The 25,805-nt window shown below is 60.9% G+C and carries 29 protein-coding genes, 1 tRNA gene and 1 pseudogene; 14 read left to right on the top strand and 17 right to left on the bottom strand.

What is annotated here, in order from left to right:
- Positions 1-241: 241 nt before the first annotated feature.
- Positions 242-655, top strand: a complete 414-nt coding sequence (locus KR49_RS14395) for a hypothetical protein (RefSeq protein ID WP_253912835.1) — start codon at positions 242-244, stop codon at positions 653-655.
- A gap of 598 nt (positions 656-1,253) precedes the next feature.
- Complete coding sequence (locus KR49_RS06050) at positions 1,254-1,481, top strand: hypothetical protein (RefSeq protein WP_253912836.1); 228 nt, start codon at positions 1,254-1,256, stop codon at positions 1,479-1,481.
- 249 nt (positions 1,482-1,730) lie between these two features.
- Here KR49_RS06050 and KR49_RS06055 read toward each other — a convergent pair whose 3' ends face one another.
- Positions 1,731-2,003 carry a DUF1651 domain-containing protein gene (locus KR49_RS06055; RefSeq protein ID WP_043692871.1) on the bottom strand — a complete coding sequence of 91 codons (273 nt, stop codon included), beginning with the start codon at positions 2,001-2,003 and terminating at the stop codon, positions 1,731-1,733.
- Between the two features lie 374 nt (positions 2,004-2,377).
- Between KR49_RS06055 and KR49_RS06060 the strand changes: the two genes are divergently transcribed.
- Positions 2,378-3,520: a class I SAM-dependent RNA methyltransferase gene (locus KR49_RS06060; RefSeq protein ID WP_084187985.1), complete on the top strand. Its 1,143-nt coding sequence runs from the start codon at positions 2,378-2,380 to the stop codon at positions 3,518-3,520.
- Between the two features lies 1 nt (position 3,521).
- Here the strand turns inward: KR49_RS06060 and KR49_RS06065 are convergent, their stop codons facing one another.
- Both KR49_RS06065 and KR49_RS06070 read right to left on the bottom strand, forming a co-directional pair.
- Positions 3,522-3,905 (bottom strand): phage holin family protein, encoded by a 384-nt coding sequence (locus KR49_RS06065; RefSeq protein ID WP_043692876.1) that lies wholly within the window; start codon positions 3,903-3,905, stop codon positions 3,522-3,524.
- Entirely contained in the window at positions 3,902-4,327 is a 426-nt protein-coding gene (locus KR49_RS06070) for a hypothetical protein (protein WP_043692879.1), read from the bottom strand. The genes KR49_RS06065 and KR49_RS06070 overlap by 4 nt, the downstream gene beginning before the upstream one ends.
- A gap of 87 nt (positions 4,328-4,414) precedes the next feature.
- Here KR49_RS06070 and KR49_RS06075 point away from each other — a divergent pair, with 87 nt between their 5' ends.
- Genes KR49_RS06075 through KR49_RS06095 form a run of 5 tightly spaced genes read left to right on the top strand, consistent with a single transcriptional unit; the run spans position 4,415 to position 10,813 of the window.
- Complete coding sequence (locus KR49_RS06075) at positions 4,415-5,428, top strand: hypothetical protein (protein WP_043692882.1); 1,014 nt, start codon at positions 4,415-4,417, stop codon at positions 5,426-5,428.
- Positions 5,429-5,448: 20 nt separating this feature from the next.
- Positions 5,449-5,808 carry a hypothetical protein gene (locus KR49_RS06080; protein WP_043696950.1) on the top strand — a complete coding sequence of 120 codons (360 nt, stop codon included), beginning with the start codon at positions 5,449-5,451 and terminating at the stop codon, positions 5,806-5,808.
- 50 nt (positions 5,809-5,858) lie between these two features.
- On the top strand, positions 5,859-9,467 hold the full coding sequence (gene smc / locus KR49_RS06085; protein ID WP_043692887.1) for a chromosome segregation protein SMC: 3,609 nt from the start codon (positions 5,859-5,861) through the stop codon (positions 9,465-9,467).
- A 36-nt stretch (positions 9,468-9,503) separates the two neighbouring features.
- Positions 9,504-10,469, top strand: a complete 966-nt coding sequence (locus KR49_RS06090) for a PRC-barrel domain-containing protein (RefSeq protein WP_043696953.1) — start codon at positions 9,504-9,506, stop codon at positions 10,467-10,469.
- 38 nt (positions 10,470-10,507) lie between these two features.
- Positions 10,508-10,813 carry a hypothetical protein gene (locus tag KR49_RS06095; protein WP_156957131.1) on the top strand — a complete coding sequence of 102 codons (306 nt, stop codon included), beginning with the start codon at positions 10,508-10,510 and terminating at the stop codon, positions 10,811-10,813.
- Between the two features lie 3 nt (positions 10,814-10,816).
- On the opposite strand, the gene msrB is transcribed toward KR49_RS06095, so the two are convergent.
- The 3 genes from msrB to KR49_RS06110 all read right to left on the bottom strand — a co-directional run bounded on the left by msrB (position 10,817) and on the right by KR49_RS06110 (position 12,609).
- Positions 10,817-11,218, bottom strand: coding sequence for a peptide-methionine (R)-S-oxide reductase MsrB (msrB, locus tag KR49_RS06100; RefSeq protein WP_043692892.1), 402 nt, complete (start codon positions 11,216-11,218; stop codon positions 10,817-10,819).
- A gap of 27 nt (positions 11,219-11,245) precedes the next feature.
- A complete protein-coding gene (locus KR49_RS06105) occupies positions 11,246-12,517 on the bottom strand; it encodes a hypothetical protein (RefSeq protein WP_043696955.1) in 1,272 nt (423 codons plus the stop codon).
- A 10-nt stretch (positions 12,518-12,527) separates the two neighbouring features.
- A tRNA-Leu gene (locus KR49_RS06110) sits at positions 12,528-12,609 on the bottom strand.
- Positions 12,610-12,727: 118 nt separating this feature from the next.
- On the opposite strand from KR49_RS06110, the gene accC reads away from it, so the two are divergent.
- The gene (gene accC / locus KR49_RS06115; RefSeq protein WP_043692896.1) at positions 12,728-14,074 is read left to right on the top strand and encodes an acetyl-CoA carboxylase biotin carboxylase subunit; all 1,347 of its coding nucleotides are present in this window, start codon (positions 12,728-12,730) and stop codon (positions 14,072-14,074) included.
- A 17-nt stretch (positions 14,075-14,091) separates the two neighbouring features.
- On the opposite strand, the gene KR49_RS06120 is transcribed toward accC, so the two are convergent.
- Positions 14,092-14,421 (bottom strand): YggT family protein, encoded by a 330-nt coding sequence (locus KR49_RS06120; protein WP_043696957.1) that lies wholly within the window; start codon positions 14,419-14,421, stop codon positions 14,092-14,094.
- A 78-nt stretch (positions 14,422-14,499) separates the two neighbouring features.
- Between KR49_RS06120 and psbX the strand changes: the two genes are divergently transcribed.
- The 4 genes from psbX to KR49_RS06140 are packed head-to-tail and all read left to right on the top strand — an operon-like array spanning position 14,500 to position 16,627.
- Positions 14,500-14,622, top strand: coding sequence for a photosystem II reaction center X protein (psbX, locus tag KR49_RS06125; RefSeq protein WP_043692900.1), 123 nt, complete (start codon positions 14,500-14,502; stop codon positions 14,620-14,622).
- A gap of 48 nt (positions 14,623-14,670) precedes the next feature.
- Entirely contained in the window at positions 14,671-15,606 is a 936-nt protein-coding gene (locus tag KR49_RS06130; protein ID WP_043692902.1) for a Ycf66 family protein, read from the top strand.
- Between the two features lie 26 nt (positions 15,607-15,632).
- Positions 15,633-16,142, top strand: coding sequence for a hypothetical protein (locus KR49_RS06135; protein ID WP_043692905.1), 510 nt, complete (start codon positions 15,633-15,635; stop codon positions 16,140-16,142).
- Positions 16,139-16,627 carry a TolB family protein gene (locus tag KR49_RS06140; RefSeq protein WP_371257661.1) on the top strand — a complete coding sequence of 163 codons (489 nt, stop codon included), beginning with the start codon at positions 16,139-16,141 and terminating at the stop codon, positions 16,625-16,627. The genes KR49_RS06135 and KR49_RS06140 overlap by 4 nt, the downstream gene beginning before the upstream one ends.
- On the opposite strand, the gene KR49_RS06145 is transcribed toward KR49_RS06140, so the two are convergent.
- Genes KR49_RS06145 through KR49_RS06155 form a run of 3 tightly spaced genes read right to left on the bottom strand, consistent with a single transcriptional unit; the run spans position 16,628 to position 19,177 of the window.
- On the bottom strand, positions 16,628-16,816 hold the full coding sequence (locus KR49_RS06145; protein WP_043692913.1) for a chlorophyll a/b-binding protein: 189 nt from the start codon (positions 16,814-16,816) through the stop codon (positions 16,628-16,630).
- Between the two features lie 9 nt (positions 16,817-16,825).
- Positions 16,826-18,811, bottom strand: a complete 1,986-nt coding sequence (locus KR49_RS06150; RefSeq protein WP_043692916.1) for an ABC transporter ATP-binding protein/permease — start codon at positions 18,809-18,811, stop codon at positions 16,826-16,828.
- 24 nt (positions 18,812-18,835) lie between these two features.
- Positions 18,836-19,177, bottom strand: a complete 342-nt coding sequence (locus KR49_RS06155; RefSeq protein ID WP_043692918.1) for a histidine triad nucleotide-binding protein — start codon at positions 19,175-19,177, stop codon at positions 18,836-18,838.
- 57 nt (positions 19,178-19,234) lie between these two features.
- Here KR49_RS06155 and KR49_RS06160 point away from each other — a divergent pair.
- Positions 19,235-20,158 (top strand): annotated as a pseudogene (locus tag KR49_RS06160) (magnesium chelatase domain-containing protein); the annotation flags it as partial.
- 1,208 nt (positions 20,159-21,366) lie between these two features.
- Here the strand turns inward: KR49_RS06160 and KR49_RS06165 are convergent.
- The 7 genes from KR49_RS06165 to KR49_RS06190 all read right to left on the bottom strand — a co-directional run bounded on the left by KR49_RS06165 (position 21,367) and on the right by KR49_RS06190 (position 25,671).
- Entirely contained in the window at positions 21,367-21,906 is a 540-nt protein-coding gene (locus KR49_RS06165) for a hypothetical protein (RefSeq protein WP_156957132.1), read from the bottom strand.
- Between the two features lie 290 nt (positions 21,907-22,196).
- Positions 22,197-22,520 carry a hypothetical protein gene (locus KR49_RS06170; RefSeq protein ID WP_043692924.1) on the bottom strand — a complete coding sequence of 108 codons (324 nt, stop codon included), beginning with the start codon at positions 22,518-22,520 and terminating at the stop codon, positions 22,197-22,199.
- Entirely contained in the window at positions 22,498-22,761 is a 264-nt protein-coding gene (locus tag KR49_RS13870) for a hypothetical protein (protein ID WP_156957133.1), read from the bottom strand. The genes KR49_RS06170 and KR49_RS13870 overlap by 23 nt, the downstream gene beginning before the upstream one ends.
- Positions 22,762-23,040: 279 nt before the next feature.
- Positions 23,041-23,352, bottom strand: coding sequence for a hypothetical protein (locus KR49_RS13875; RefSeq protein ID WP_156957134.1), 312 nt, complete (start codon positions 23,350-23,352; stop codon positions 23,041-23,043).
- 1 nt (position 23,353) lies between these two features.
- Entirely contained in the window at positions 23,354-23,737 is a 384-nt protein-coding gene (locus KR49_RS13880; RefSeq protein ID WP_156957135.1) for a hypothetical protein, read from the bottom strand.
- A gap of 642 nt (positions 23,738-24,379) precedes the next feature.
- Positions 24,380-24,757 carry a hypothetical protein gene (locus tag KR49_RS13885; RefSeq protein WP_156957136.1) on the bottom strand — a complete coding sequence of 126 codons (378 nt, stop codon included), beginning with the start codon at positions 24,755-24,757 and terminating at the stop codon, positions 24,380-24,382.
- Between the two features lie 236 nt (positions 24,758-24,993).
- Positions 24,994-25,671: a hypothetical protein gene (locus KR49_RS06190; protein ID WP_156957137.1), complete on the bottom strand. Its 678-nt coding sequence runs from the start codon at positions 25,669-25,671 to the stop codon at positions 24,994-24,996.
- Between the last annotated feature and the right edge of the window lie 134 nt (positions 25,672-25,805).

The raw sequence follows: 25,805 nt of genomic DNA on the forward strand, positions 1-25,805 counted from the left end.
GTGTTGATAGACATAATCAAGATTTCCCTTGTTCAGATAGTCAAACGAAAATCGAAGCGAATTACTTGAAGAAGGCACAGGAATTACCTCTTTACAATTTCATGGTAGTCATCCTGCTTTCGATGCTGATGTGTTCGCCGCATCGCTTTCGCACCTTTAAGGTATTAAGCGGCACACTTTCACACGAACAAAAGCATTGATCATTCGATCGGTTGCCTTCAGCTCACACGACAACGCGCTGATGCTTCGCGGACCCTTAACTGTGAAACGATGGCTTGCGCTACTGCTGCTGCTTCCACTGGGATTAACAAGCCCTGTGAAAGCCTTTGACGGAGGGGGTCTCGACAACGAGAAGGCCATTGAAATCTCTGACGACAAGTCAGAGATCATCCTGCCTGAATACTCGGTTTATCATGCTTCTTGCATGGACATTCAGTTAAGAATGTGGGGTGAAGTTGCAGAGTTGATGGAGGATCTGGCGACTGCTCACTGTTACTGCGAATATTCCAAACTGGAACAACTCGATGAATTGACATTCGCACAACAGCAAGACGTGGAGGCCAGTTGCGCACGGGAAGGAACCATCAACAAAAAAGAAGCCTTCATCTGGTGGGCGCTTCCACTTCATTGGCAGCGCTTGAAAGGCGAGAACTAAGCATTGCCATCGTTCACGGGATGACGCCGGTCCAAGAAAGAGGAAGGCCGCCCCTCCCGCTGGAGAGACGGCCTAGCTCGCTCGTTTGTGCATTGCTCAACCCGTGAATGGATCAGGGGTTGAGAGGCCAGCCCACCTACGACAGGAATGGGGTGACCTCTCTTATTGCTCGCTTCCGACACCCCTGTGATGACGGGAACAGGGGCCATGCCGCATGCCATTGCTGGCGCAGGGCGAAGTGTCGGGCTTTCAGGTGCCTGGGGCCTTGACGTCCAGGTGTGGGGCTGGTCTCCCGCGGGGCACCTGTGAACGGTGCTGAGGAGAGTCGTCAAAGACGAGCAGCCCACGGTTGGGTGGAAACTGTTGGAGCAGGGACCTAAAAGTCAGGCGACTTCTAAGACCTGCTCGGTTGGACCGTCGTCTCGCATGGACGCCTCCGATCTCGATGGACACACTCTCGTCAGCGGACACGCACCCCGGCAATCAGCCTTAACGCTCATTGCCTTCTGAGCCCGACCCGTCTGATGTTGGATCTGTTGTGCCTGATCACAGACGGGGGGAACGACAGCCAGATTCAGCCGACATGCAGAGTGCTGGCATGAAACAGATCAACGTCCAGCAACTCCGATCGCTTCGTCTCCTTGCACTTGCCCGCGATGACAGGGCTGTCGCTGAACTGAATTCACGAATCTCCAACTCACCCGACTACCTCGTGGAGGAGCTGATGAACCGCCACGGGTGGGCCGCTCACGAAGCGCTCTGCGCCGTTCAGCAGTTGCAGGAGGAAGCCCTTCGCAGCACCAGTGATCAGCAGACTGCTGCCTGACACAACTCTTGCTCCAGTGAGTCATCGAAGGGTTGCCAAGCCTCGTTGAGACGCTGCAATCAATCCAATCGGAGCCTTGAGATGACGACCCAGTTGACCAACCTTCCCTGCGGCACTGTTGAGGTCAGAGTCTGTGCCGATCAGATCTGCGCCACCGGTTGGGTCAGCTCCCACCACCTGGTCCCGACAAAGGAGGCTCAACTCAGGGAATGCGTCACTCGAGACATGCAATCAACAGCCGAGTGATCGTCATCGCACCGGCGGCGAGCACTTCCGCCAGCCTGTTTTCAACATCGTCTCCCAGGCTTCGATGGCGTTGTGCCGAAGCATCCGCCGACGTGTCTCGGGGATCGGGTAGTCAGGCGGCCGCCAGTGAAAGGTCCGCAGGATCACCCACTGACCATGGGCGGTTGGCGTGTCGGACTTGAACTGAACGACCTTCTGCTGGTCAACACTCACCAGCCAACCTTCTCCACCGGATTTCTCCGGAGGGTCGTTGGTGGCGCCGTCCTTGTTTGGCATGCGGTTGAGTCTGGCCGCCTCTGTTCACAAACGGTGGCGCTGCCATCGGTTCCAAGGTTGAAGGGGCCTTCCAGCCCCCATGAGTCAGTTGGGTGATAAGGCTGACTTCACCCCATCTCCCCTAAGGGTCAGGCAGCAACAGGGGCTGCTTGACGGGAGAAACGAACGATGTTGTTCGCAGTTACGGGTTTGCTCTCACCGAGCAGGCTTCAGTCACCCTCCTCATGCCCCGTCGAAACCATTGCAGCCCCGGGATGGGGGAATGGAGCTGAGCGGAATCGAACCGCTGTCCGAAACACTGGTGTGGATCACCTAGTCCGGAGAACCGGACGCTGCCATTCTGTCAGCAGTGGTGACCTGGAGCACAACCACCTTTGGGTCGTGAGAACCGGATGCCCGGGGTGGCGGTTCTGCCCCAGGGCCTTGAAGAGGCCGGCAGCATTGAACTGGAACGTCTCGGGGCCGGATCGGTGCGGCCGCTGCGCCGCGCCGCCGCTTTCGAAGCCGACATGGCCTGTCTCTACAGGCTGCATCTGCAGGCACGCCTGCCCTTCCGGCTGCTGCGGGAGATGGGACGCTTTCCCTGCTGCAGTCGAGACGAGCTGTATGACGGCATTCAGCACTGTCTGGACTGGGAACGCTGGCTGCACCCATCCCAGACCTTCCGGGTGGATGTCACCGGCATCACCCCGGGGCTGAATCACAGCCACTATTCCGCTCTTCAGGTGAAGAACGCCCTGGTGGACCGACAACGAGACATCTGGGGAAAACGCTCGTCGATCGATCTCGATGCGCCGGACCTGGCCCTGCATCTGCATCTGGCGCGCGGTGAAGCCGTCTTGAGTCTCGATGGCAGTGGCGGCAGCCTGCATCGCCGCGGCTATCGGGCTGCCATGGGAGCAGCTCCGTTGAAGGAGAACCTGGCCGCCGGACTGATTCAGCTCACGGGCTGGGATGGCCGTGTTCCTCTGGTGGATCCCTGTTGCGGATCGGCGACGCTGCTGATCGAGGCCGCCACCACGGCGCTTGAGATGGCCCCCGGGCTCAACCGCCCCTTTGCCCTCGAGGGCTGGGCGGATTTCAATCCCGATCTCTGGCAGCGGGAACAAACCCGGGCCCGCGGACGGAAACGACCCGATGCTGAACTGCCGGCGCTGCTCGGGTTTGAGCAGGATCCCGACATCGCTGACCAGGCGCGTGACAACGTCCGGGCCGCCGGGCTCCAGGGGCTGATCGAGATCCGCAGCGGCAGCTTCGAAGGCCAGCAGCTGCCGCCAGGCCCGGGCGTGCTGGTCTGCAACCCGCCCTACGGCCAGCGCATCGGGCATGAGGCCGATCTCGAACAGCTCTACGGCGCACTGGGGCGGTTCACCCGCAGCCAGGCCTCAGGCTGGCAGCTGTGGCTGCTCAGCGGCAACGCCAACCTCACTGGAGCCCTGCGCATGAAGGCGAGCCGACGCATTCCGGTGAGCAACGGCGGCATTGACTGCCGCTGGTTGCAGTACGCAATCCGCTGATTCAGCGCCCCAGCAGCGCCCGCACCGTCTTCATGATTCCCTCGAGGGTCTGAGGCAGGAAAGGACCCTTGAGCACCTGACCACCGATCCTGAGACTGATGCCCGCCAGCACCAGGTTCGCCACCGCCAGCGCCAGCAGCGCCTGCATCAGCGAAAGCTCCCAGGCCTGCTGAATCCAGAGCACGAGAGCCACCTCACCGGCCGCCATGGCGATGAGCATCGCGACGCCACCTGTCGCGAGAAACAGACCGCCGCTGATCAACCGGCGCTTCTCGCGATCCACCTCCTGCAGAGCCATGCGCACATGCAGGTCCATCACCGAGGCCGCCAGAGCCGTGGCCCGGGCCGCTGCACCGAGCCCACGGGGGCGTTGCGTGTCGCTCATCGATCCCGCCGACCACCGCTGAGCATCGTGCCGATCAGCACTCCCACGCCCAGAGCAACACCCACGGCCAGCAGCGGCCGCTGACGCACCGGCTTCTCGATGCGCGGACGCAGGGTGCTGTTGAGTTCATCCAGCAGCTGCTCCAACTGCTGCTCAAGGGGGTCGAGGTTGTCCGCCAGGGTGCGGCCATGCTCTTCAGCCGCCTGCATCAGCTCCTCCAGCTGTTCCCGCACACCCTCAGGCGTCAGGCCGGTGTTTTTCTCGATCAGGCGCACCACCTCATCCATGCTTCCCCGGGTCGCCTCCAGAGTGTGATGCGCCAGATCAGGCCAGCGCTTCTGAATCGTGGGCAGAAGGCTCTCGAACCGCTCACGGAAACGATGCTCGGACGTGCCGTTGGACCGCGACGAGGGCGCATCCATGAGGTCTGAGGGATCAGGTGTTCTCAGGTTAGGGACGCTGGCCGATCAGACCAGCTGCAGCCTTGCGAGACTCACCTCAGGTCATGGATGGGGAACGAAGCGATGACCCGGGTGGTGTTGCACATCGGCATGCACAAGACCGCCTCCACTTACATCCAGAAACGGCTTCAGGCGAATCAGCCCCTGCTCCGGCAGCACGGCATCCGATTCGATGACGACAGCAAGAACCGGCTCAAGATCGCTGCCCGCAGAAGCGACTTCAAGCCCTGGAAGACAAGGTTGAAGCAGGCCAGGGACCGCAACGCCTATCTGCTGATCTCCAATGAGGTGCTCAGCCATCTGCTGGCTCAGCCCCGCGACGAGCGACCCGAGGAATGCATCGGTGACTGGCTGGTGCGTCAGTTCCAGCGCCATGGTTGCGAGATCACCCTGGTCGCCTTCCTGCGCGATCAACCGGGCTACCTGAATTCCCACTACGCCCAGCACATCCGCAATTTCGCCTTGCACTGCCCGTTCGAGGCCTACGCCGAGGCGGTGATGAACCACCGGCATCCCCGTGGGCAATGCGACCCGGAGCGTCTCTTCGGCTGGATCCGGCACCACGCGCAGCTCGAGGCCCGCTTTCTGCCCTACGGCGGCCACTGCAGCGGCGACCCCTTCCTGCAACTCATCGAGATCGTCGGTGGTCCCGCAGCGGCGGACTGGCAGCCCATCGCCCCGGAGAATTCCCAGTCCGGACGCCTGGCGGTGGCGACATCAATCCGCGTGCAGGAGCATCTGCAGGCCCGCGGCATCCGGCTCTCAAGCAAGACGGCAAGACGCGGTGCCACCCATGCCCTGCTGCGCCGCTCCCGGCGATATGGCTGGGAGCGGGACCGCTTCAACGGTTTGACGCCTGAGCTCTACCAGCGCATCCGGGATCACTACCGGCCGATGAACGACCGCTTCGCCCAGGCTGTCTGGGGTCTTGCCAGCTGGGCCGAGCTGTTTCCGGCCGATCCACCATCCGCACAGGCACCGCTTGGACGTTGGCCGCGCTGGCGGGTGGAGTGGGAAAGCCGGGATCTGGTCCGCCGGCTGACCGCCACGACGCCGAGGTGATGAGCGATCCCATGACGCCCCTGCTCCGCTACAGCCTGTTGCGCCACACCGGTGCCCCGGACGACCCCAGCGGCTGCCACTACGACCTGCTCCTGGAGGACGGCGAGACCTGCCGCAGCTGGCGGCTGCCCGACATTCCCCCCCTGAACGGAACCTCCCAGGAGGCCACCCCTCTGGCTCCCCACCGGCGGGTTTGGCTGGAGCCCCGGAGCGCTGCCGTCTCCGGAGACCGGGGCTGGGCGGAACGGGTGATGGCCGGCCGCTACCGGGGAACCCTGCCCGCCGATCCCGACGCGGCCGTGCAGCTCGACCTGGTGGATGGCGCGTTGAGAGGACAGCTGCGGATCACGGCAGGACGCTGCTCGCTGACGCCCCCTTGAGCTTTCGGACAGCTCCGCTACTTTCGGCTCGCTGAAAGCCCGAAACCCTGTTGGTTCATATCAATCAGGTCGGGCTGACACAGTTCAAATCCTTCGGCGGGGCGATGACGATCCCGCTGGAGCAGGGATTCACCGTGGTCACCGGGCCGAACGGATCCGGCAAGAGCAACATCCTTGACGGCGTTCTGTTCTGCCTCGGCCTGGCGACGAGCCGCGGCATGCGCGCCGACCGTCTGCCGGATCTGGTCAACAGCGGCGTGCTCAAGGCCGGCAAGTCGGCCGAGACCACCGTGAGCGTGCGCTTCGATCTCAGCGACTGGAGCCCCGACGCTGCCGAAGAGGGTCTGGAGCCGCCGGAGGAGGGGCCCTGGATCCGCCCGGATCAGACCGAATGGACCGTCACCCGAAAACTGCGGGTGATGCCGGGGGGCTCCTACAGCTCCAGCTACAGCGCTGATGGGGTGGCCTGCAACCTGCAGCAGCTGCAGACCCAGCTGCGCCGGCTGCGCATCGATCCGGAAGGCAGCAACGTGGTGATGCAGGGGGACGTGACCCGCATCGTGTCGATGAGCAACCGCGACCGGCGCGGACTGATCGATGAACTCGCCGGTGTCGCCCTGTTCGACACCCGCATCGAGCAGACCCGCCGCAAGCTCGATGACGTGCAGGAACGGCAGGACCGCTGCCGGATCATCGAGCAGGAACTGCTGGCCAGCCGTCAGCGGCTGGAGAAGGACTGCGCCAAGGCCCGCCAGTACCAGGAGCTGCGGGAACGCCTGCATCTCGGCCGTCGGCAGGAGATGGTGCTCGCCTTCGAGGCAGCCCGGCAGGCACTGGGGGATCTCGGCAGCCGCCAACAGGCGATCGAGGCACAGGAGCAGCGCGACGCCACCGCCATCGCCGGCGCGCGCGAGACCCTGGGGAAGGCCACCGGCGAGCTGCAATCCCTGCAGGAGCAGGTCAAGGCCCTCGGAGAGGACCAGCTGCTGGCGGTGCAGGCGGAATTGCTCGGACTGGAGACCCGCGGCCGCGAACTGGATCGCCAGGCCACACAGCACCAGGAGGAGGGACAGCGGCTGCAGGGTGTGCGCCATGACCTGGCCAATCGCCGCCAGCAGATGCTTCAGCAACAGCGGGAGCTGGAGCAGGACCCCGGCACGCAGGCCCTGGAGCAAGCGGAGACCACCTGCCGCAGCGCTGAAGCCGCTGTGGAGATGTCCCGCCGCCGCCTCTCCGATGTGGCCGGCCGCTCCGGAGCCTGGCTGGAGCAGCAGAAACAGCGCACCGAGCGCCGCCAGCAGCTGCAGAGCAGCCTCACACCTCTGCTGCAGGAGCAGCAGCAGCTGCAGGAACGGCTGCGGCAGGACGCGGAACGGCTGGAGGAACTCGGCGGGGAACAACAGCAGGACGGCGCCGATGAACAGGCGGTGCAGGAACGGCTCAGCCAGCTGGACAGCGAATGGCAGACCGTGCTGCAGGGCATCAGCAGCGGCAAGCAGGCGCTGCAGCAGGCCGCTGACTCCCTTGCTGTGCAGCAGCGCACCCGCACTCGGCTGGAGCAGGAGCAGACCCGGCTGGAACGGGAGATCGCACGGGTGGACAGCCGCCGCGATGCTCTGCAGGAGAGCCGGGGCACCGGCGCCCTGCGGCTGCTGCTGGAGGCGGGACTCGACGGCATCCACGGCCCGGTGGCCCAGCTCGGCGAGGTGGAGGAGCGGCACCGCTTGGCGCTGGAGGTGGCCGCCGGGGCCCGCCTCGGCCAGGTGGTGGTGGAGGACGACCGCATCGCAGCCCGCGCCATCGAGCTGCTCAAGAGCCGTCGCGCCGGCCGGCTCACCTTCCTGCCGCTCAACAAGATCCGGGCCCCCGGTGGTGTTGGCGGGGCGGCATTCGCCCGCGGCGCCAGACCCGGTGCAGGGGACGCTGGAGCGGGCCTGATCGGTCGCGCCGTCGAGCTGGTGCGCTTCGAGCCGGTGTACGACCAGGTGTTTGCGTACGTCTTCGGGGACACGCTGGTGTTCAGCGATCTCGGCAGCGCCCGCCAGCAGCTCGGTCGCTCCCGGGCGGTGACGCTGGAGGGAGAACTGCTGGAAAAGAGCGGTGCCATGACCGGCGGCAGCCTCTCCCAGCGCAGCGGCGGACTCAGCTTCGGTCGCAGCAGCGATCAGGACGAAGCAGAACCGCTGCGGCGGCGGCTGCTGGAACTCGGGGAATCGCTGGTGGTCTGCCGGCGCGAGGAAGCCAAGCTCTCCCAGGCGGTGGAGCAGCAGCGGCCCGCGCTGCGGGATCTGGAACAGCGCCAGGCGGCCCTGGTGGCGGAACGCAATGCGGCCCGTCGCAACCATGGCCCCCTGCTGGAACGCAGCCGTCAGCGTCAGGAGCGGCTCAGCCGCCTGCAGCAGGACCGCGGGGTGCAGCAGGAACGGCTGGAGCTGATCGCCCAGCAGCTAACACCGCTCAGCAGCGAACTGGCTCAGCTGGACGCGGCGGAGCGCAGCAGCGACGGACACGACGACGCCTCCGCCTGGAAGCAGCTGCAGCAGGACCTGGAATCCGCCGATGCTCGGCTGGAAGCGGCCCGCAGCGAACGGGATGCCCTGCTCAACGCCCGGAGAGAACGGCAGCTGGCGCTGGAACGGCTCGGTGATCAGCAGCAGACCCTCAGCAACGAAGAGACCCGACTGCAGGAGGCGGTGCAGGCCCTGGCGGGCGCCCATGGAGCCTGGCGACAGCAGCAGCAGGACCTGCAGCAGCTGCGCGAGAAGCTGACTCAGCAGCAGCAGGAGCTGCAGGAGAGCTTTGGAGCCCAGCGCCGGGCCCGCGATGCGGCGGAAGCCGAGGTGGCCCGCCAGCGCCAGGCCCTGCAACAGGCCGAGTGGAACCTCGAGCGCCTGCGGGAGGAGCGCGACGGGCTGATCGAGGAGCAGCGCAGCGGCGCCATCCGGCTGCAGGAGATGGAACAGGCCCTGCCCGATCCCCGCCCCGAGATCTCTGAAGCGCTGCGTCTGGCCGGCCTGGAAGCGCTGCAGGCGGATCTTCAGGCGATCCAGGCCCGCATGGAGGCCCTGGAGCCGGTGAACATGCTGGCGCTGGAGGAACTGGAAGCCCTCGAACAGAGGCTGACGGAACTGAACGACCGCTTGGAGGTGCTCAACAACGAAAGGGAGGAACTGCTGCTGAGGATCGAAACGGTGGCCACCCTGCGTCAGGACGCCTTCATGGAAGCCTTCACCGCTGTGGATGGGCATTTCCGTGAGATCTTCGCCTCCCTCTCCGATGGCGATGGCCATCTGCAGCTTGAGAATCAGGAGGACCCCCTGGAGGGGGGCCTCACGCTGGTGGCCCATCCCAAGGGCAAGGCGGTGCGGCGTCTGGCAGCCATGTCCGGCGGAGAGAAGTCGCTCACCGCCCTCAGCTTCCTGTTTGCCCTGCAGCGGTTCCGGCCTTCCCCCTTCTATGCCCTCGATGAGGTGGACAGCTTTCTGGATGGCGTGAATGTGGAGCGGCTGGCTGCTCTGATCGCGCGACAGGCCGAGGACGCCCAGTTCATGGTGGTCAGCCACCGCCGGCCGATGATTGCCGCCTCCGAGCGCACGATCGGCGTCACCCAGGCCCGCGGCGCTCACACCCAGGTGGTCGGTCTTCCCGATGCCGCCTGAACGGACGCCGCAGATGCCTTGCGCCAGAATGGTCTGATGACTCCGACCCCTTCCTCGAACGACGCCCTCGCCACCATTCCGAGCGATCGCCTCTGGCTTCGCTCCGAACTGATGGGTACCCAGGTGATCACCCGTGACACGGGTCGTCGCCTCGGTGTGGTGGGAGAGGTGATCGTCGACATCGATCGCCGCGAGGTGGTGGCGGTGGGCCTGCGCGACAACCCGCTCACCCGATTCCTGCCCGGGCTGCCCCGCTGGATGCCCCTGGACCGGATCCGTCAGGTGGGGGACGTGATCCTGGTGGATTCCGCCGATTCCCTCAGCGAGGGCTTCAACCCCGAGCGCTACAGCCGGGTGATCAACTGCCAGGTGATCACCGAATCCGGCCGCCAGCTGGGGCGGGTGCTGGGCTTCGCGTTCGACATCGAGACCGGTGAGCTCACCACGCTGGTGATGGGGGCCCTCGGTGTTCCCCTGCTCGGAGAGGGTGTGCTGAGCACCTGGGAGATGCCGGTGGAGGAGATCGTCAGCAGCGGTCCCGATCGGATCATTGTTTACGAGGGAGCCGAAGACAAGCTCAAGCAGTTGAACAGCGGAGTGCTGGAGAAACTCGGGGTCGGTGGTCCGAGCTGGGAGGAGCAGGAGCGGGAGCGGTACCGGGTGAACCTGGTGCCGGTGGAGAACCAGCTGAGCTCCGGTCAGCCCGTGGAGCAGGAGCAGCGGCGTCTGCAACCCTCCGAGAGTCAGCGGCTCGAGGTGGACGAGGAACTGGAGTACGTGGAGCTGGAGGAGCGGCGGCAGGAGGCACAGCCGCAGCGCCTCTACATGGACGAGACCGATGAAGGGAACTACCCGGAGCCCTACACGGAGGAGTGGACGCCCCGCCGCCCCGTGCCTGCCTCCCGTCGGCCGGTGCAGCAGCCCGGCGAACCGCTGGATGTGGAGCCGCTGGAGGATCCGGTCAGACCGCCTGCCGAGAGCGACCTCGACGATCCCTGGTGATGCGGTTCAATGCGCGGGTGTGACAGCCCGGATCCCGCGTGACGACTGCGCCTCTCCGCCGATCCGCCAGACCGCTCCGGGCCGTGTCCAGGCCGGCGCGGCCGGTTCCGGACCTTGCTCAGTGGCTCTACCGAGGGACCGTGGTGGTGCTTCTGGGTCTGATCGCCCACGCCATCGCCAAACCGACGGCTGTGGAGCGCTGCATCGATCGCCGCTATCAGCAGGTGCTCGACAGCCATCAGCTCAAGGAAGGTCAGATCACCGAGGCGATCCGCATCAGCGAACGCAACAAGGCCACCAACTTCTGCCACGGCGGCAGCGGCCGTCAGAACTGGAGCCGCTGAAACTCAACCCGCCCGGAAGTCGAGCGAGGCGCTGTTGACGCAGTAGCGCTGCCCCGTGGGCGCCGGACCATCGGGAAACACGTGACCGAGATGGGCGTCGCAACGGGCGCAGTTGATCTCGACCCGCACCATGCCGTGGGTCAGATCACGCTTGGTGGTGATCGCCTCGGGGGTTACACCGTCCCAGAAGCTGGGCCAGCCCGTGCCGGACTCGAATTTGGTCTGCGAGCTGAACAGAGGCGCCCCGCAACAGACGCAGTGGTACATCCCCGTGGCCTTGTTGTCCCAGTAGGCACCTGTGAAGGCCCGCTCGGTGCCCCCGCAGCGGGTCACCTGGAACTGCTCGGGCGTGAGCGTCTGCTTCCAGTCCTCACTGCTGCGCTCGATGCGATCGGAGCTGGTCATCTCGGGGCTGATCGGAGCTCCGGAACCTTAGGCAGATCCGAGCGCGCGAGGCAGCAGAGAACGCACCTCCTCCGCCAGAGCCTCCACCGCTCCGGGCTTGCCGCGCAGGGCCCGCAGGTCCTGACGCTGGCCCTCAAGCCGTTGCGGAGCTGCCAGCCAGTCCGCCGCCTCCGCCGCGATCTGCTCCGGCGTGATCGCCCCGACACGCTCCGGCACCACCGCACGGCCGGCCGAGATGTTGGGCCATGCCATCAGGCCGTTGTTCCTCAACCGCCACAGGGTGAGCAACGCACCGATCAGACGCCGCAGCCCCGGCAGCCGGGCCAGCAGCCCCAGCCCCCCATCCCAGGCCTGCATCACCTCGAGGTGCTGGGTGGGCACGATCACGATCATCGGCACGGCCAGCGCCCCCAGCTCGGCGGTGTTGGCACCCACGGTGGTGAGGGCGAGATCGCACTGGCTCAGGGGCCCGTGGGCTGGATGCTGCTCCAGCAGCTGGATGCGGGTGCCCGCAGCGGTGATCAGAAGACCGTCGCGATGCTCGGCAACGACAGCGCGATAGCGGGCGGCGATCGGATTGGCGTCACCGGCAAAGCGCAGCAGCTGGGCCGCACTGGTGGTGGGGGCCACCGGCAGCAGAAACCGGCAACCGGGCCGCAGCTGGGCCAGCCGATCCGCCGTCTCCAGCAGAAACGGCATGCCCACGCAGAGCTTGGCGGCCTTGGAACCGGGCAGCAGAGCCACCCAGTCGCCCTCAGGCAGCGGATCATCCCGGCGGGCGAAGCCCGAGAGATCAGCCATCAGATCTCCCACCACCCGGCAGCGATGCCGATGGCGCGGGGGCAACTGCAGGCGGACCTGTTCCGACATGGCGGCAACCCGGTCGTTCCACCCGGGCCAGCGGGCCACCCACTCGGCGTAGGTGATGTGGCGGTAGCCGAGGCGGGCCGACAGCAGCACCGTCCAGAACTGATCTCCTCCGAGGAAGACCACCACGCCCCGGCGCGGCCAGGGGCCGTAACGGCGCGGCCGCAGCAGCAGATCCCAGAAACGCCGGGCCGGCAGGATCCGGTCGAACTGCCCCCAGGGCCTGGCCGCCTCCGCTTCCAGCCCGGTGGCGTTCGGGCAGGGCACCAGCACCAGCTGCAGGGAGGCGGTCGCCGCCGGTTGACGCGGTCTCAGCAGCAGAGACGCGTGCAGTCGTTCCGCCAGGGGGCGGACCCAGGTCGTGAGCTCGCCCGGGCCATTGGAGACGAGAACGATGGCGAGTCCGGGGTCAGCTGTCGCGGGACTGGCCAAGAGAATGGAGTGCGGATGGCGAGACTTGAACTCGCAAGGCCGAAGCCACACGCCCCTCAAACGTGCGTGTCTACCAATTCCACCACATCCGCGTGGTCGACTCCACCGCGCGGGCTTCGTCGAAGAAAGATCATACCGACCGAGGGGCCTCGCACCGGAATCCCTGGCCTGCACTGATACGATCCGCCCTCAGGCCTGAAGTGCTGAAGGATGCCCATCGGCAAAGTGCTGATCGCCAACCGTGGCGAGATCGCGCTCCGGATCCTTCGCAGCTGCCGGGAGCTCGGGATCGCCACCGTCGCGGTTTACAGCACGGTCGACAAGGACGCACTGCACGTCCAGCTGGCGGATGAGGCGGTCTGCGTCGGCGAATCGCTGAGCAGCAAGAGCTACCTCAACGTTCCCAACATCCTGGCGGCCGCCACCTCCCGCGGGGTCGACGCCATCCACCCCGGCTACGGGTTCCTGGCCGAGAACGACAAGTTCGCCGAGATCTGCGGAGACCACGGCATCACCTTCGTCGGCCCCTCCCCCCATGCGATCCGGTCGATGGGGGACAAAGCCACCGCCAAGGCCACGATGCAGGCTGTCGGTGTGCCCACCGTGCCGGGCAGTGAAGGGCTGCTGTCCAGCCCTGAGGAGGCAGCGGAACTGGCGGCTCAGATGGGCTACCCGGTGATGATCAAGGCCACGGCCGGCGGCGGTGGACGCGGCATGCGGCTCGTGCCCGGCCCCGATCAGCTGGACAATCTGTTCAAGGCAGCCCAGGGAGAGGCCGATGCCGCCTTCGGCAACCCCGGGCTGTACATGGAGAAATTCATCAACCGCCCCCGCCACGTGGAAGTGCAGGTGCTGGCCGACCGCCACGGCAACGTGGTGCATCTCGGGGAGCGGGACTGCTCGATCCAGCGGCGTCACCAGAAGCTGCTGGAAGAGGCTCCCAGCCCAGCGCTGGATCCGGAACTGCGCCGCCGCATGGGAGAGGCCGCGGTCGCCGCGGCCCGCAGCATCCAGTACGAAGGAGCCGGAACGGTGGAGTTCCTGCTGGACCGGAGCGGCGGCTTCTACTTCATGGAGATGAACACCCGGATCCAGGTGGAGCATCCGGTGACGGAAATGGTCACCGGCATCGATCTGATCGCCGAGCAGCTGCGCATCGCCGGCGGGGAGCCGATCAGCGTGCGCCAGGAGGACGTGCAGCTGCAGGGGCATGCCATCGAATGCCGCATCAATGCCGAAGACGCCAGCCACAACTTCCGTCCCGCCCCCGGACGCATCACCGGCTGGCTTCCTCCAGGTGGACCCGGCGTGCGCGTCGACAGCCACGTGTACACGGGCTACGACATCCCGCCGTTCTACGACTCCCTGATCGGCAAGCTGATCGTCTGGGGGCGGGATCGCCCGATGGCACTGACCCGGATGAAGCGCGCCCTGAACGAATGCGCCATCACGGGGATTCCGACCACGGTCGACTTCCACCTGCAACTGCTGGAACGGCCGGAATTCATCAACGGCGACGTGCACACCAAGTTCGTCGAGCAGGAAATGCTCGGCTGAACCAGACCGGGTGAACCTCAGGCCGTCATTTGAGCGCGCATCAGGATCTGGGAGAGCAGACCCTGCTGCCCCACCAGCAGTTCCCGCACCAGGCTGATCAGGCCGACCCAGATCACCGGGGTCACATCCACGCCGCCGATCGGAGCCACGACCCGTCGCGTCAGGGCCAACACAGGCTCGGTGGGCCAGGCGATCAGGGGCCAGGCCCCCTGCTTCAGATCCACCTGGGGATACCAGGTGAGCACGATCCGAAGCAGAAAGGCGAGGGTCCATGCCGCCAGCAGCAACCCCAGCAGCAGGTGGACCGTCGGCAGAACCTGCAGAAGCAGCGGCGTCACAAAGCTCAACGCATTCACGGGCGCATCGTAGAAACCAGGCCCTGATCCTTAGGATCATCGCGGCTTTGATGCAGACGGCCCTCCGCCATGACTCCCTCCCTCTCCAACTTCCTGAGCAGCCTCATCTGGGGAGGTGTGATCGTCGTGGTACCCGCCACGATCGCGCTGATCCTGATCAGCCAGACCGACCGGCTTGACCGCAAGCTCTGATCCGCACTGGCGCCACTCGTAGACTGAACTCCACGCGGAGGCGCACCCTTGGTTAACGCCAGTCTGAATTGGGCCAGCATCGTCGGCATCGTGCTGGCCGTCGGCGGGGCGATGCTGTACTTCATGCGGTCGTTCAAGCCAGCGCTTGCCCGCGATTACGACGTGTTCTTCGCAGCCATCGGGCTGCTGTGCGGCGGCATTCTGTTTTTCCAGGGCTGGCGGCTGGATCCGATCCTCCAGTTCGGTCAGTTCCTACTGGCGGGCACCACGGTGTTCTTCGCCTACGAGAGCGTTCGTCTGCGCGGCGTCGCCACGGAGCAGGCGCGACGTTCCGCCTACTTCGAGGATGAGCCGGCCCCCGTCCGCGGCGGACCCGCCTCCGGCGGACTGCGTGGCGGCTGGGATGACGATTACGAGCGTTTCGACGAGCCCCAGCCCCTGCGCCGGCGCTTCGGCGGTCGCGAGGATGAGCGGGAGGAGCGCCCCGAAGAGGACTTCTACCGTCCGCGGCGCACCAGCCGTGCCGCCATCCCAGAAGAAGCCGCCAGTCGCCGCCCCCGGGGACGGGACGACGACCAGGATCAGAGCTGGGGCGCCGATGATGAACGCAGCCGTCGCATGGCCCGCTTCCGGGCCGGCGAGGAACGCGCAGAGCGTCGCAGTGATTTCGGCGAGCGTCGCAATGAACGCCAGGATCAGCGGCGTGGCAGCCGTCCCTCAGGCCGACCGTCCTCCGAACAGGCGCAGCCGCCGTCGGCTCCACGCAGCACCCCGGCGAAATCAGCCGCGGAGGATGCCGCCTTCACCCCGAGCAGCCGTTCCTCCGGCCGCCCGGCAGCTGCCGGGAGCCGCTCGGCACCGCGCAGCTCCCGGCAGGGCAGCGGCCCGGTTCAGAACGGCAGCACCGGGAGCACCCCTCCTTCAAGCAGCAGCCGACAGCAGACCAGCCGCCCACGGGACAACAGCTCCCGTTTCGACGACTGAGCCGCCAGGTCGGCCCTCTGCTGCTCATGGTGCTGGCGCTCTGCGTCAGTGCCTGCAGCAGCCGCCAGGAACAGGCCGCTGGTGGATTGATGGATCGCAGCCAGGAGGATCCAGCCCTCAGCGGTGACGGGCGCCTCCTGGCCGTGATCAGCCCTCAGCGGGGGCGACCCACCGTGCAGCTGCGCTCCCTGTCGGACGGACGGCTGCTGCCGCTTCCCAGCCTGAAACGGCATCAACCCCACAGCTCCCCCTCCCTGAGCTGGAACGGCCGCTATCTGGCCCTGGTCACCCAGCGGGGCCGCCGCCGACTGGCGGTGGTGGCCGATCGTCTCAACAACCGCCTGCATCCCCTGCCGCTGCCGGGCGGCCGCGATCCTGTACGGGTGAGCCTCTCCCCGGATGCGCGTCAACTGGCGCTGCAGGTGGCCGACCAGGGGCGCTGGCGCGTGGAACTGCTGGACCTCAGCGACCTGCTCGAACCGGACCGCCCTGCTGGCGCCGGTCTCACCACCCCACCACTGGAGCCGCAGCGATGAGCCGATGGCTGGGCTGGATCGCCATGGCAGGCGTGCCGCTGCTGTTGCTGGGCTGCCGGACGCCTCAGCCCAGACCGCTGCTGGAGCTCAACGGACTGTTGCGGCAATCGGTGAACAGCCGCCGGGCACCGGATCTGGGACAGCGCTGGCTGGTCAGCCTGGGCGAGCGAGGCGGCCGCGAACGGGTGGAACTGATTGACCTGACCCGCCGACGACCGGTGACACTTCCAGGTCTCAACCGAGCCGATGCCCAACCGATCAGCGCCAGCGTCAGCGCCGACGGCGAGCGGCTGGCCGTGGTACAGCAGCGGGACGGGCGCACCGAACTGCTGCTCTACCGCCGCAGCGTCGCGGCGGTGCAGCGGTTGCCTCTCGACCCCCCCGGCGTGCCCAGGTCCGTCAGTCTCGATGGCTCCGGCCGCCGGCTGGCGGTGCAGGTGAGCCGCGACGGACGCTGGCAGGTGGACCTGATCCGTCTGCCCTGATCAGGGCAGCAGACCGGCCCAGTGCAGAAAGGTGTCACCGCTGAGGGCTTCGATCAGCAGGATCGCGGCGAACCCCACCATCGCAAAGCGACCGTTCACCCGCTCGGCATAACCGCTCCAGCCGAAAGCCGGCACATCGGAGGTCGTCGCCGATGTAGACGGGGTGGTGGTCTCGCTGGGGGAGGTCATCCGGCCGGATCAGGGACGCCCGAAGTCATAGCTGGTCGCCGGGAGCAGTCGCCATCCCCCATCACCGCTCAGCTCCAGCACGGTGTCGTGATAGTCCTTCAAGGTGGGGCGGTGGCCGATGCTGATCACCGCCAGCTCCCGCTGACGCAGCAGCGCATAGAGGTGATCCTCCGTGGCCACATCGAGAGCACTGGTGGCTTCATCCAGCACCGCGAAACGGGGAGCGTTGAGCAGCAGCCGTCCGAAAGCCAGCCGCTGCTGCTCTCCGAGGGACAGGATCCGCGGCCAGTCCTGTTTCACATCGAAGTCGGGGTAGCGGGCGGAGAGGGTGGCCAGATTGACCTCCTCCAGCACGTGCCGCAGCTGATCGTCACTGAAGCGGCTCTCATCGGTGGGGTAGCAGAGCTGTTCGCGCAGCGATCCCAGCAGCATGTAGGGCTTCTGAGGGATGAACAGCAGTTCACCGGTTGCGGGTCGTTCCACCGCTCCCCGGCTCGGGGCCCAGAGCCCGCTGATCATCCGCAGCAGTGACGTCTTGCCGCAGCCGGAGGGTCCCACCACCAGCAGTCGGTCGGCCTCACTGACGCTGAGGCTCAGATCCCTGAGGATCGGCGTGCTGCTGCCGGGGGGCGTCAGATCGGCATGACGCACCACAATCGCGTTGGTTCCAGCGTGGAGGGTTTCCTGCTGCGGAGCCTGTTGACTGACCTGCTCCACCTTGCTCTGGAAGCCCTCGAGACGGCTGATGCCAGCGGTGAACTGGGCCAGTTCCTCGATCTGATTGACGACATAGAAGAGAGATCCCTCCACCATCCCGAAGGCGAAATTGGCCTGGATGAAGCCGCCGTAGTCGATCTCCCCCGCGAAATAGGGGACCGCCATCACCAGGTACGGGAAGAAGTTGCCGGCGTAGCCGATGGAGCGCCGCATCACATCGATGATCACCCGCCAGATGATCAGCAGATTGAAGTTGCGCACCACCGAGCTGAGGCGGCGGCGGGTTTCGCTGGTTTCCGGCTCCTCCCCCGCGTAGAAGGCGATCGACTCGGCGTTGTTGCGGATGTGCACAAGGCCGTAGCGGAAGTCGGCCTCGTATCGCAGCTGATCGAAGTTGATCCGCACCAGCCGGCGGCCGGAGATCACCAGCACCGCCGTGGCGAAGGAGGCATAGCCGAACAGGGAAAGCGTCAGCGTGGTGCTGATGCTCCAGAGAATCAGGATGTTGAGCGAGAAGGTGAGCAGGGCATCGAACACCCCGAGGGTGAACTGCAGGCTCTGCGCCGTGAACGACCGGGTGTCGTCGGTGATGCGCTGGTCGGGGTTATCAACATCCGTGGACTGTTCATCGTTGGGGTTGAGAACGTAGTAAGCGCGATTGCGCATGTACTCCCCGATCAGGCTGCGAGACAGCCAGTCGCGCCAGATGATGCCGAGCTTGAGGGTGAAGAAGATCTGGGAGACCCGGATCGGCAGCGCCACCACAAAGCAGCAGGCGTAGATGATCAGGATCCGGTAGAAACCCTCCTCCTGCTTCGCCACCAGAGCGTTGGTGAGATCGCGGGCAATGAAACCGATCCCGGCATTGATGCCGTTCACGGTGAGCAGCATCAGCACGATCACGCCGAGCATCAGCCAGTGCAGCCAGCGGCGGCCGCGCAGCTGCTGGCGCATCGCGAGGAAGGCGGACGCCCCCAGCAGAAACAGCCCGCTGAAGCCAACCCCCCACCAGCTTCTCCAGATGCCGCTGATGGTGGCGGCCACACCGCCGAAGTACTTCTCGGTCAGGGCCGGCACCAGCTGCTGAAGCAGCTCGATCAGGCCCGTGAGGGCCACCAGAACCAGACCCCCGACACAGAACAGCAGGGCGACCAGCAGACCGGCGAACTGCCAGCCCGTGGCCTGATCGAGGGGCAGGAAGAAAGGCTGGGCCAGATTCCTCAGCTTGTTGAGCTGACTGCGGAGACCGGCGCGCGGTGCCGTGGCGGTGACTGTCATTCGCCCATTCTGACGAGGCAAACCTCAGCCGGGCGGCCAGGCCAGAGGACGACCACCGAGCACATGCACATGCAGGTGGAACACCGTCTGCCCCGCTGCTGCGCCACTGTTGATCACCGTGCGCCAGTCCTCCAGGCCCTCCTGCTTGGCGACGCGCGCCGCCACCAGCAGCAGGTGGCCCAGCAGATCCCCGTCCTCGGCGTCCGCGGACCGCAGGCTCTCGATCGGTTTCCGCGGAATCACCAGCACATGCACCGGAGCCTGGGGCGCAATGTCCCGGAAGGCCAGGCATCGGTCATCGCTGTAGACCTCATCGCAGGGAATCTCACCGCGAAGGATCTTTCCGAAGATCGTGTCGTCCGCCATGGAACTGGTGTTGTGACGGGTGGGGCATGAACGCCATGCACCCTTGGATCGATCCCGATGCTGGCACGTTGCCTCAGCGCCTCCCTGCAGGGCCTTGACGCCCGGCCGGTCACCGTCGAGGTGGACATGGCACCGGGGCTGCCGGGCATTCAGCTGGTGGGGCTGCCGGACAAGGCGATCCAGGAATCCCGCGAGCGGGTGCGCTCAGCCCTGCGCAACAGCGGCTTCCGGGGACCGCTGGTGCGGGTCGTGATCAATCTGGCGCCGGCCGACCTGCGCAAGGAGGGCCCCGCCTTCGATCTGCCGATCGCCCTGGCACTGCTGGCCGCCAGCGGCCAGCTGGATCAGCCACGGCTGAGAAACATCTGGTGCGCCGGAGAACTGGGACTGGACGGCAGCCTGCGGCCCTGCCGCGGCGTGATCGCCTTGGCGGAACTGGCATCGGATCAGGGGGCCCGGGCCCTGATCGTGCCGCCGGCCAATGCCGAGGAAGCGGCCCTGATCCCGGAACTGACTGTCCTCAGCGCTCCTGACCTGCGCCAGGTGGTCGAGCAGCTGCAGCAGCGAGGCCCGCTGCTGCGCACGATGCCCCGCAGCACGGCCTTTGAGGCTCCCGAGCCGGAACCGCCTGCGCAACCCGGCGTGGAACAGAGCCTGGCCGCACGGGCTCTGGCTCTGGCAGCGGCGGGCGGCCATCACCTGCTGCTGGTGGGCCCCCCGGGCTGCGGCAAAACCCACCTGGCGCATCAGCTGCCCAGGCTGCTGCCGCCCCTCAGCCGGAGCGAAGCCCTCACCATCACGCGGATCCAATCGGTGGCCGGCCTGCTGCGCAATCCCGGCACCCTTCCCAGAACACGGCCGTTCCGGGCGCCCCATCACAGCTGTACCGCCGCTGCACTGCTCGGCGGCGGCATCAGTCCGCAGCCGGGGGAGCTCAGCCTCGCCCACGGCGGCGTGCTGTTTCTCGACGAGGTATCTGATTCCAGTTTTTACCTACCACATCCCTTGCTATGACTGGTCTTTACATCTCGTTATAGAGGTTGGTATTTGGTTGGTATTGGACGAAACCCTGATTTTGTCTCCCATTCAAACTCCGGTTCGCTCTGTCGCGAACTGATGTGTGTGAAAAATGGATGGACACTAGATATGGTGTGTTCTCATTCTTACCACCATATGTGGTGTTAGTTGGAGAAGAATACTAATCATTCATATCCAACTACTCAATCATCCACTACAAATCAGTCCTTTCATCAAAAGAAGAGAACCAATAACCTCTCAACTAATCATTCTTTCTCAACTCAACATCCAACATTTCCACAACCTTCTCCACATCCTCTGCGTCTGTAAGTAAATCTACTCACTAACAACAGGCGCAAAGTCAGTATGAGCGGAGTATTGATTACACCAGAACTAACACCACTCAATCACGGCAGGACTTTTCCAGCGTGGTTGGTATGGATAAATGGATAAGTTGGTATCAACCTCTCTACTCTCACCAGATAACGCTGTAAGGGACGGAAGAACTATCAACCATCCAATCTATCTAACACATCCTATCGTTCAATACAGACGATTACAGACGCATCTGACGGACACACCAGTAAGTTCGACTAGATTGGTAATCTAACTCACCTTGCGTCAGCGTCCTTGGTGCGAAAAACGCGGAGGTGGGTAGAAATAATAAATAACACAAACTCACAAAGAGATATTGTTATCGACTCGCATACAAAGGAACACGCGTGCGGAAAAGCGCACCCGGGTATAGGGAGGATTTTCGTCCTTGAGGCATCGATAATAGGGTTCACAAATTTTTATCATTTTTTATCGGGTTTACTGGGTTCTGACTACATAAAACAAGGTAGATGAACAAACCCATACCAATAGTCCTAACAATAAAAACAGGCGCAAAGAGGATAAAAAACAGGTTCAAATCCCAGTAGATTGACCTCTATTCCTCGCCGCAGACAAACACTTGTAATGGTTGAGGTGAGATGGTTTCACGGGTTCTGATTGGGACTGAATATAGTCCTCAACAATATGTGTCTCCTTTTCATTTAGAGTGATACCACTATAAAGGAGTTCGTGAAGGTATAAAGAGTATTTCATAGGTGGTTAGTAATGAGGTATTTATGACGAACAGGTAAGACAACACAGACGCACGGAAGGTGTGGATGTGTTGTCTATCCCTACTACTTGTTCTTACTGCGAAGACGATTACGGACATACTCCAAAGCGTCTCGTCGTGTCTTCTCCATCTGTTCCCGCGCTTTCTTCACTTTGTTGCCGTAGTCCGTGCCGGAGTTAGAAATGAAGTGTTCGGCAACGGCAAGAGCGGTAGTAGCGAGTTGTCCCTTACCAACACCTTTCGCACTACCTTTGATTTTCTTACCTTTGTTGAACTTGGCGAGGTCTTTAGAAGAGTGAGCGGGACCACCCTTCTTCGCTCGCAACTTTGTGTCGTTGAACTCATCAACACCAGCGGAAGTAGTTCTGGCGATGTAGGTGCGTCTATTGCGAGTAGCGGTTTTATTCCTTGCCTTTGCGAGGTCTCGTTTCAGGTTCTTCAAACCATCCTTTATCCGTTTAGTTTCAAGGACAGGACTATTGGGTTTATTACCCTGCGCTTTGCGGATGTTGTTCTTTGGTTTAGTCAGGTTTGACTTACGGACATTATTGGAAGGTTTTGGTTTGCGTCCTGTTGGTTTGCGTTTGTTATATGGTTTAGACATAACTATTAGAAGGTAAGGCGAGCGGAACCACCAGAGACAACAGGTTTAGGAGTAAAGGGTTGTCTTACTACTGGCGTGTTCTTTGGAATAACAGGCGCAGAGGTGGTTGCGTTTGTTTGAGTAGTTGTAGGGATACGGAGATTAGTTCGATTCATTATCAGTAGGTTGTTTGAGTTCTTTGGTTAGTTGGTTATGGAGTTGTTGTGAGAACTGAAAGAGTTCATCTGCCTTTGAAGAAGGAAGATGTGATAGTTCCCTTATGAGTTCGTCATATCTGTCCTTATCAGTCATCATTCACTCCTGCGTGTAACAGGATGTTCATCCCTATCAATAGGTAGATAGTCCAGCGAACCAATCCTGAACTTCATCGTTTGAAGAGTTGGAAAAGTATTGACTTCTATTGGTGGTTCACCTTCCAATCTCATCGAAGGTGTCTCTTCGTAGATATTGATTACCTGACCTTTTTTTAGGTTCGTCAGTTGAACGACATTATCGGTAATGGTGTAGTCAGTAGTTTTTACACCATCGACTTTGAGAACCAGTAAATCAGGGTTGAAAGGAATGGTGATTTCTAACTGAATAACTTCGGCGTCATAGGGTATCGTCGCTTTCATCTTCAATAGTAGTAATGGTTATTTTGTGTCCATCCTCTAAAGGTTTATCCAGGACAACAACAGACGCAGAGAATAAAAAGTCAGTTGTTTCTGTATCGTTGATTAGAACCTTTACCTTGTGTCCTGATGGAATGGAGAATGGAACAATCCAGTTGCGGTAACGAAGGTTGTAACGCTGGTTAGGACTCGGATAAGGGAAGACAGGTTTATTGATATATGAGATGGATGGATTATCAGTCATACAGGAAATCGAGTAGATGTTCGTAGTCGTCCAGTAGTGGGAAATAAACAACACCCAAAAGAGATGAGAGTCGATAGTAATACAACATTTGATTGATTAGATAAAAGGAAGTAAGAGGAGTTCAACCTCAATACATTTGAGTTCCACCCTTACTCAAAAATAGTCAGCGGACACTTCCGAAGGACAGACGCAGAGGATGTAAAAGAACTGCGCCTGTGTTGTCGAACTTTCCAGTGGGAAATCTATACTTGTTTAGTGTCGCAATAGAACGACAATCAATCAAAAACAATCCAGCGCGTCTTCATTACCACTCGCCAACATTTGAGCGGCGTGAGATTCCCAACCAGTCAAAGGACTATCTTCACCAACAGACGCAAGGTAATCTTTGACTTCACCAGATGAACCTTCTTCAATACCTTGTGATTTACCAGATGTCCTAACTGGTTTCATATAGTTAGGTGGTGGTTCCGGTTTATTCATCGGTTTCTTTCTCGTCACATTCGTTGGTTGATTTAGAGGTTGTTCAACACGAAGACGAGAGGAGAGTGGTTTGTATTGTTTGTAGTTGGATGAGTAAGGATGGTTCGTCATCTCACTTACAATCCTCTTCCGACTTACTCCACGAATAATCGCAGTAATGGGAACACGCCTCAATAATCTCCTCTTTGGTAATCAGTTCTACTCCTAATACATTTTGGAGTTTGAGAGCGATATTGAGATTCATACTATCGCGAGAGTTGATGATGTCGCTGAACACAAGGTTGGAGAAACCAAGTTTCACATCCAGTTCATTCATCCCACCATATGAAGTAGAGACGGCGAGTCCTCCTCTACCGACACTCTCTGCGGGTTGTAGGGAGTTCTTCCGAGCGTAATAAGAATCCTTTACCGCTTTTCGTTGTTCGTTAGTGAGTCGGATGCGAGCGGAGAGAAGGATAGGCAAAGGGTTATCAACCCATTTATTTGAATAAGTCATATCAGTCAAAAAGGTAATAATAATGAATACTTTGTATATTATAAATATGGAGTTGTTGATACTCCAAAGACAAGAATAGGATGCGATAACTACATCAAAGGAGGAATGTGTCTGATTACCTTGAAAGAGTCAATCGGTAATCTCTATGAATCCTCCACCTCAAAATCTGCGCTACACATTTGATTTCCTAAACAAGGGAGATATCGACTATGTGTTTCAACATCTCAATCACCTGTTAGAGGAAGGTAGATATGATGACGCAAGAGCGTTTGAGGAGGAATACACAGAAGACATAGATACAGAGACATTCTCTAAAATGTTATAAGTTCTGTGATTTCAAAGATTTCGGTTTAGGGATTTTGATGTTGGAAGGTCTGTTAGATACACCGCGCTTACGCAAGTCCTCTTTGATTACCTTCTCCATCTCATCAGTCATTTCCACAGGCGCGGAGTCAGGTTCCGTAGATTCCTCTGCGTCTGTGTTTGGAAGTGGTTCCAATACATACTTACGGCGTGGTTCTGTCTGTTGGTTACGCTGATACTCTCGCTTACGAAAGTCCGTATCCTCCATATTTACCCACTCACCGCCTACGTTAGTTTCAACCTTGAGAAATGATTTCTCATCAATCGGATGTATCGGCATCATCCTCTCCTCGCCATTCCAGTAGGTGCGTTAATCTTCTTTCCTGCGACTTTGACGCCAGACAAGTTAGAAGGTGCGGAGATGAGAGGTTGTCCTACATTCGACTCTAGGAACATCTCTTGGATTTTAGACAACAGAAACTCTTTTACACTTTGGTTTTTTACAGACGCCATTCTCGTAAGTTGTGCGTTTTCACTACCGGACAAGGTAAGAGTAATCTTCGCTGGTTTGAGTTCCTTGATTGCCGTCTCTGTTGCCTCTTTCTCCACATCCGTAGATGGTTTTAGAACATCAGAGTTTAGAAGTTGAGTGAGAGTTTCTTCATCACTCAAATCAAGTTCGGGTGTATTTTCATTATTGTTGTGATTTAGTTTCATTATTCAGTCGTGTAAAGATTAGATAAGTTGAGTAGTTTCGGGACACAGGTAATGTTTTGCCTCACTACATTACAAACAACTAATAATAAGAAGATGGTTGTAAATCCATCAACCGAATATCAGATAAACATTATTAAGGCAAAATCTGCGGATACGGAAGAGGAGTATCAGAAATACCTGTCCATCGCTATCCACTTTTTAGAAAAGATAGAAGAACATAAACTAAAAGAAGTTTCCTAATCTCTGATTAGTTGTTCATAATAAGGTTTGAGTTGCGCTGGTGAATAGCGTTCCAATAGTTCTCCTATCGCTTGAGATTGGTCTATTTCGCCTCTATGAAATCGAGCGGTTTGGTGAGCGATAGCGGAAAAGATAGGATTAGATTCCTTGTATTCAACCGCCTGTTCCATCCAAGAGAGAGCGACTTCATCACCGCCTGATTCCTGTGAGTTCAGGTAATCAACGGCAGAATCAATCTCATCTTGTGAAACATTCTCTGCGTCTGTTAGTTCTTCTTCAACAGGCGCAACTGAAGATTGGGAACGATACTCTTCAACAAGTTCCTCAATCAAAGGGACATAGTTCCCGTAATCACCACTATCTATTTTATTGTTGAAATCAAGGATATATTCAGGTGATTTGTTATCCCTTGCGTAGGCGAGAGCGTCCATCAAATCAGGGTATGCCTGCGTCAAGGCGATAACATACTCTGCGTCATTATCAGGTTGATAATCTTCATCCTGTTGTAGGTCTCGCTCTTCAATCAAATACTGGCGCTGTCCTGTTGCCTCATCCTCTTGATAAGGACTTTCATAACTTCCACCAGAGCGTCCTACAGAGACACTCCCATTATTCACATCATAAGTTCCATCATCATTGATTGATGGACTAAAAGTCATCGGTCTGTTCGGCATAGTAAATCTCAGTTCAAATCAATCACATCAGTATTATTCCTAATATGAAAGGTATAGTTTTTAGAAGGTAGATAGGCAAACCCACAAGCGAATGGAAACCTATCTACCACCGGAAAGAAGTTAGGCACAACATA

It is taken from the genome of Synechococcus sp. KORDI-49 (assembly GCF_000737575.1).
Lineage (GTDB): Bacteria > Cyanobacteriota > Cyanobacteriia > PCC-6307 > Cyanobiaceae > Parasynechococcus.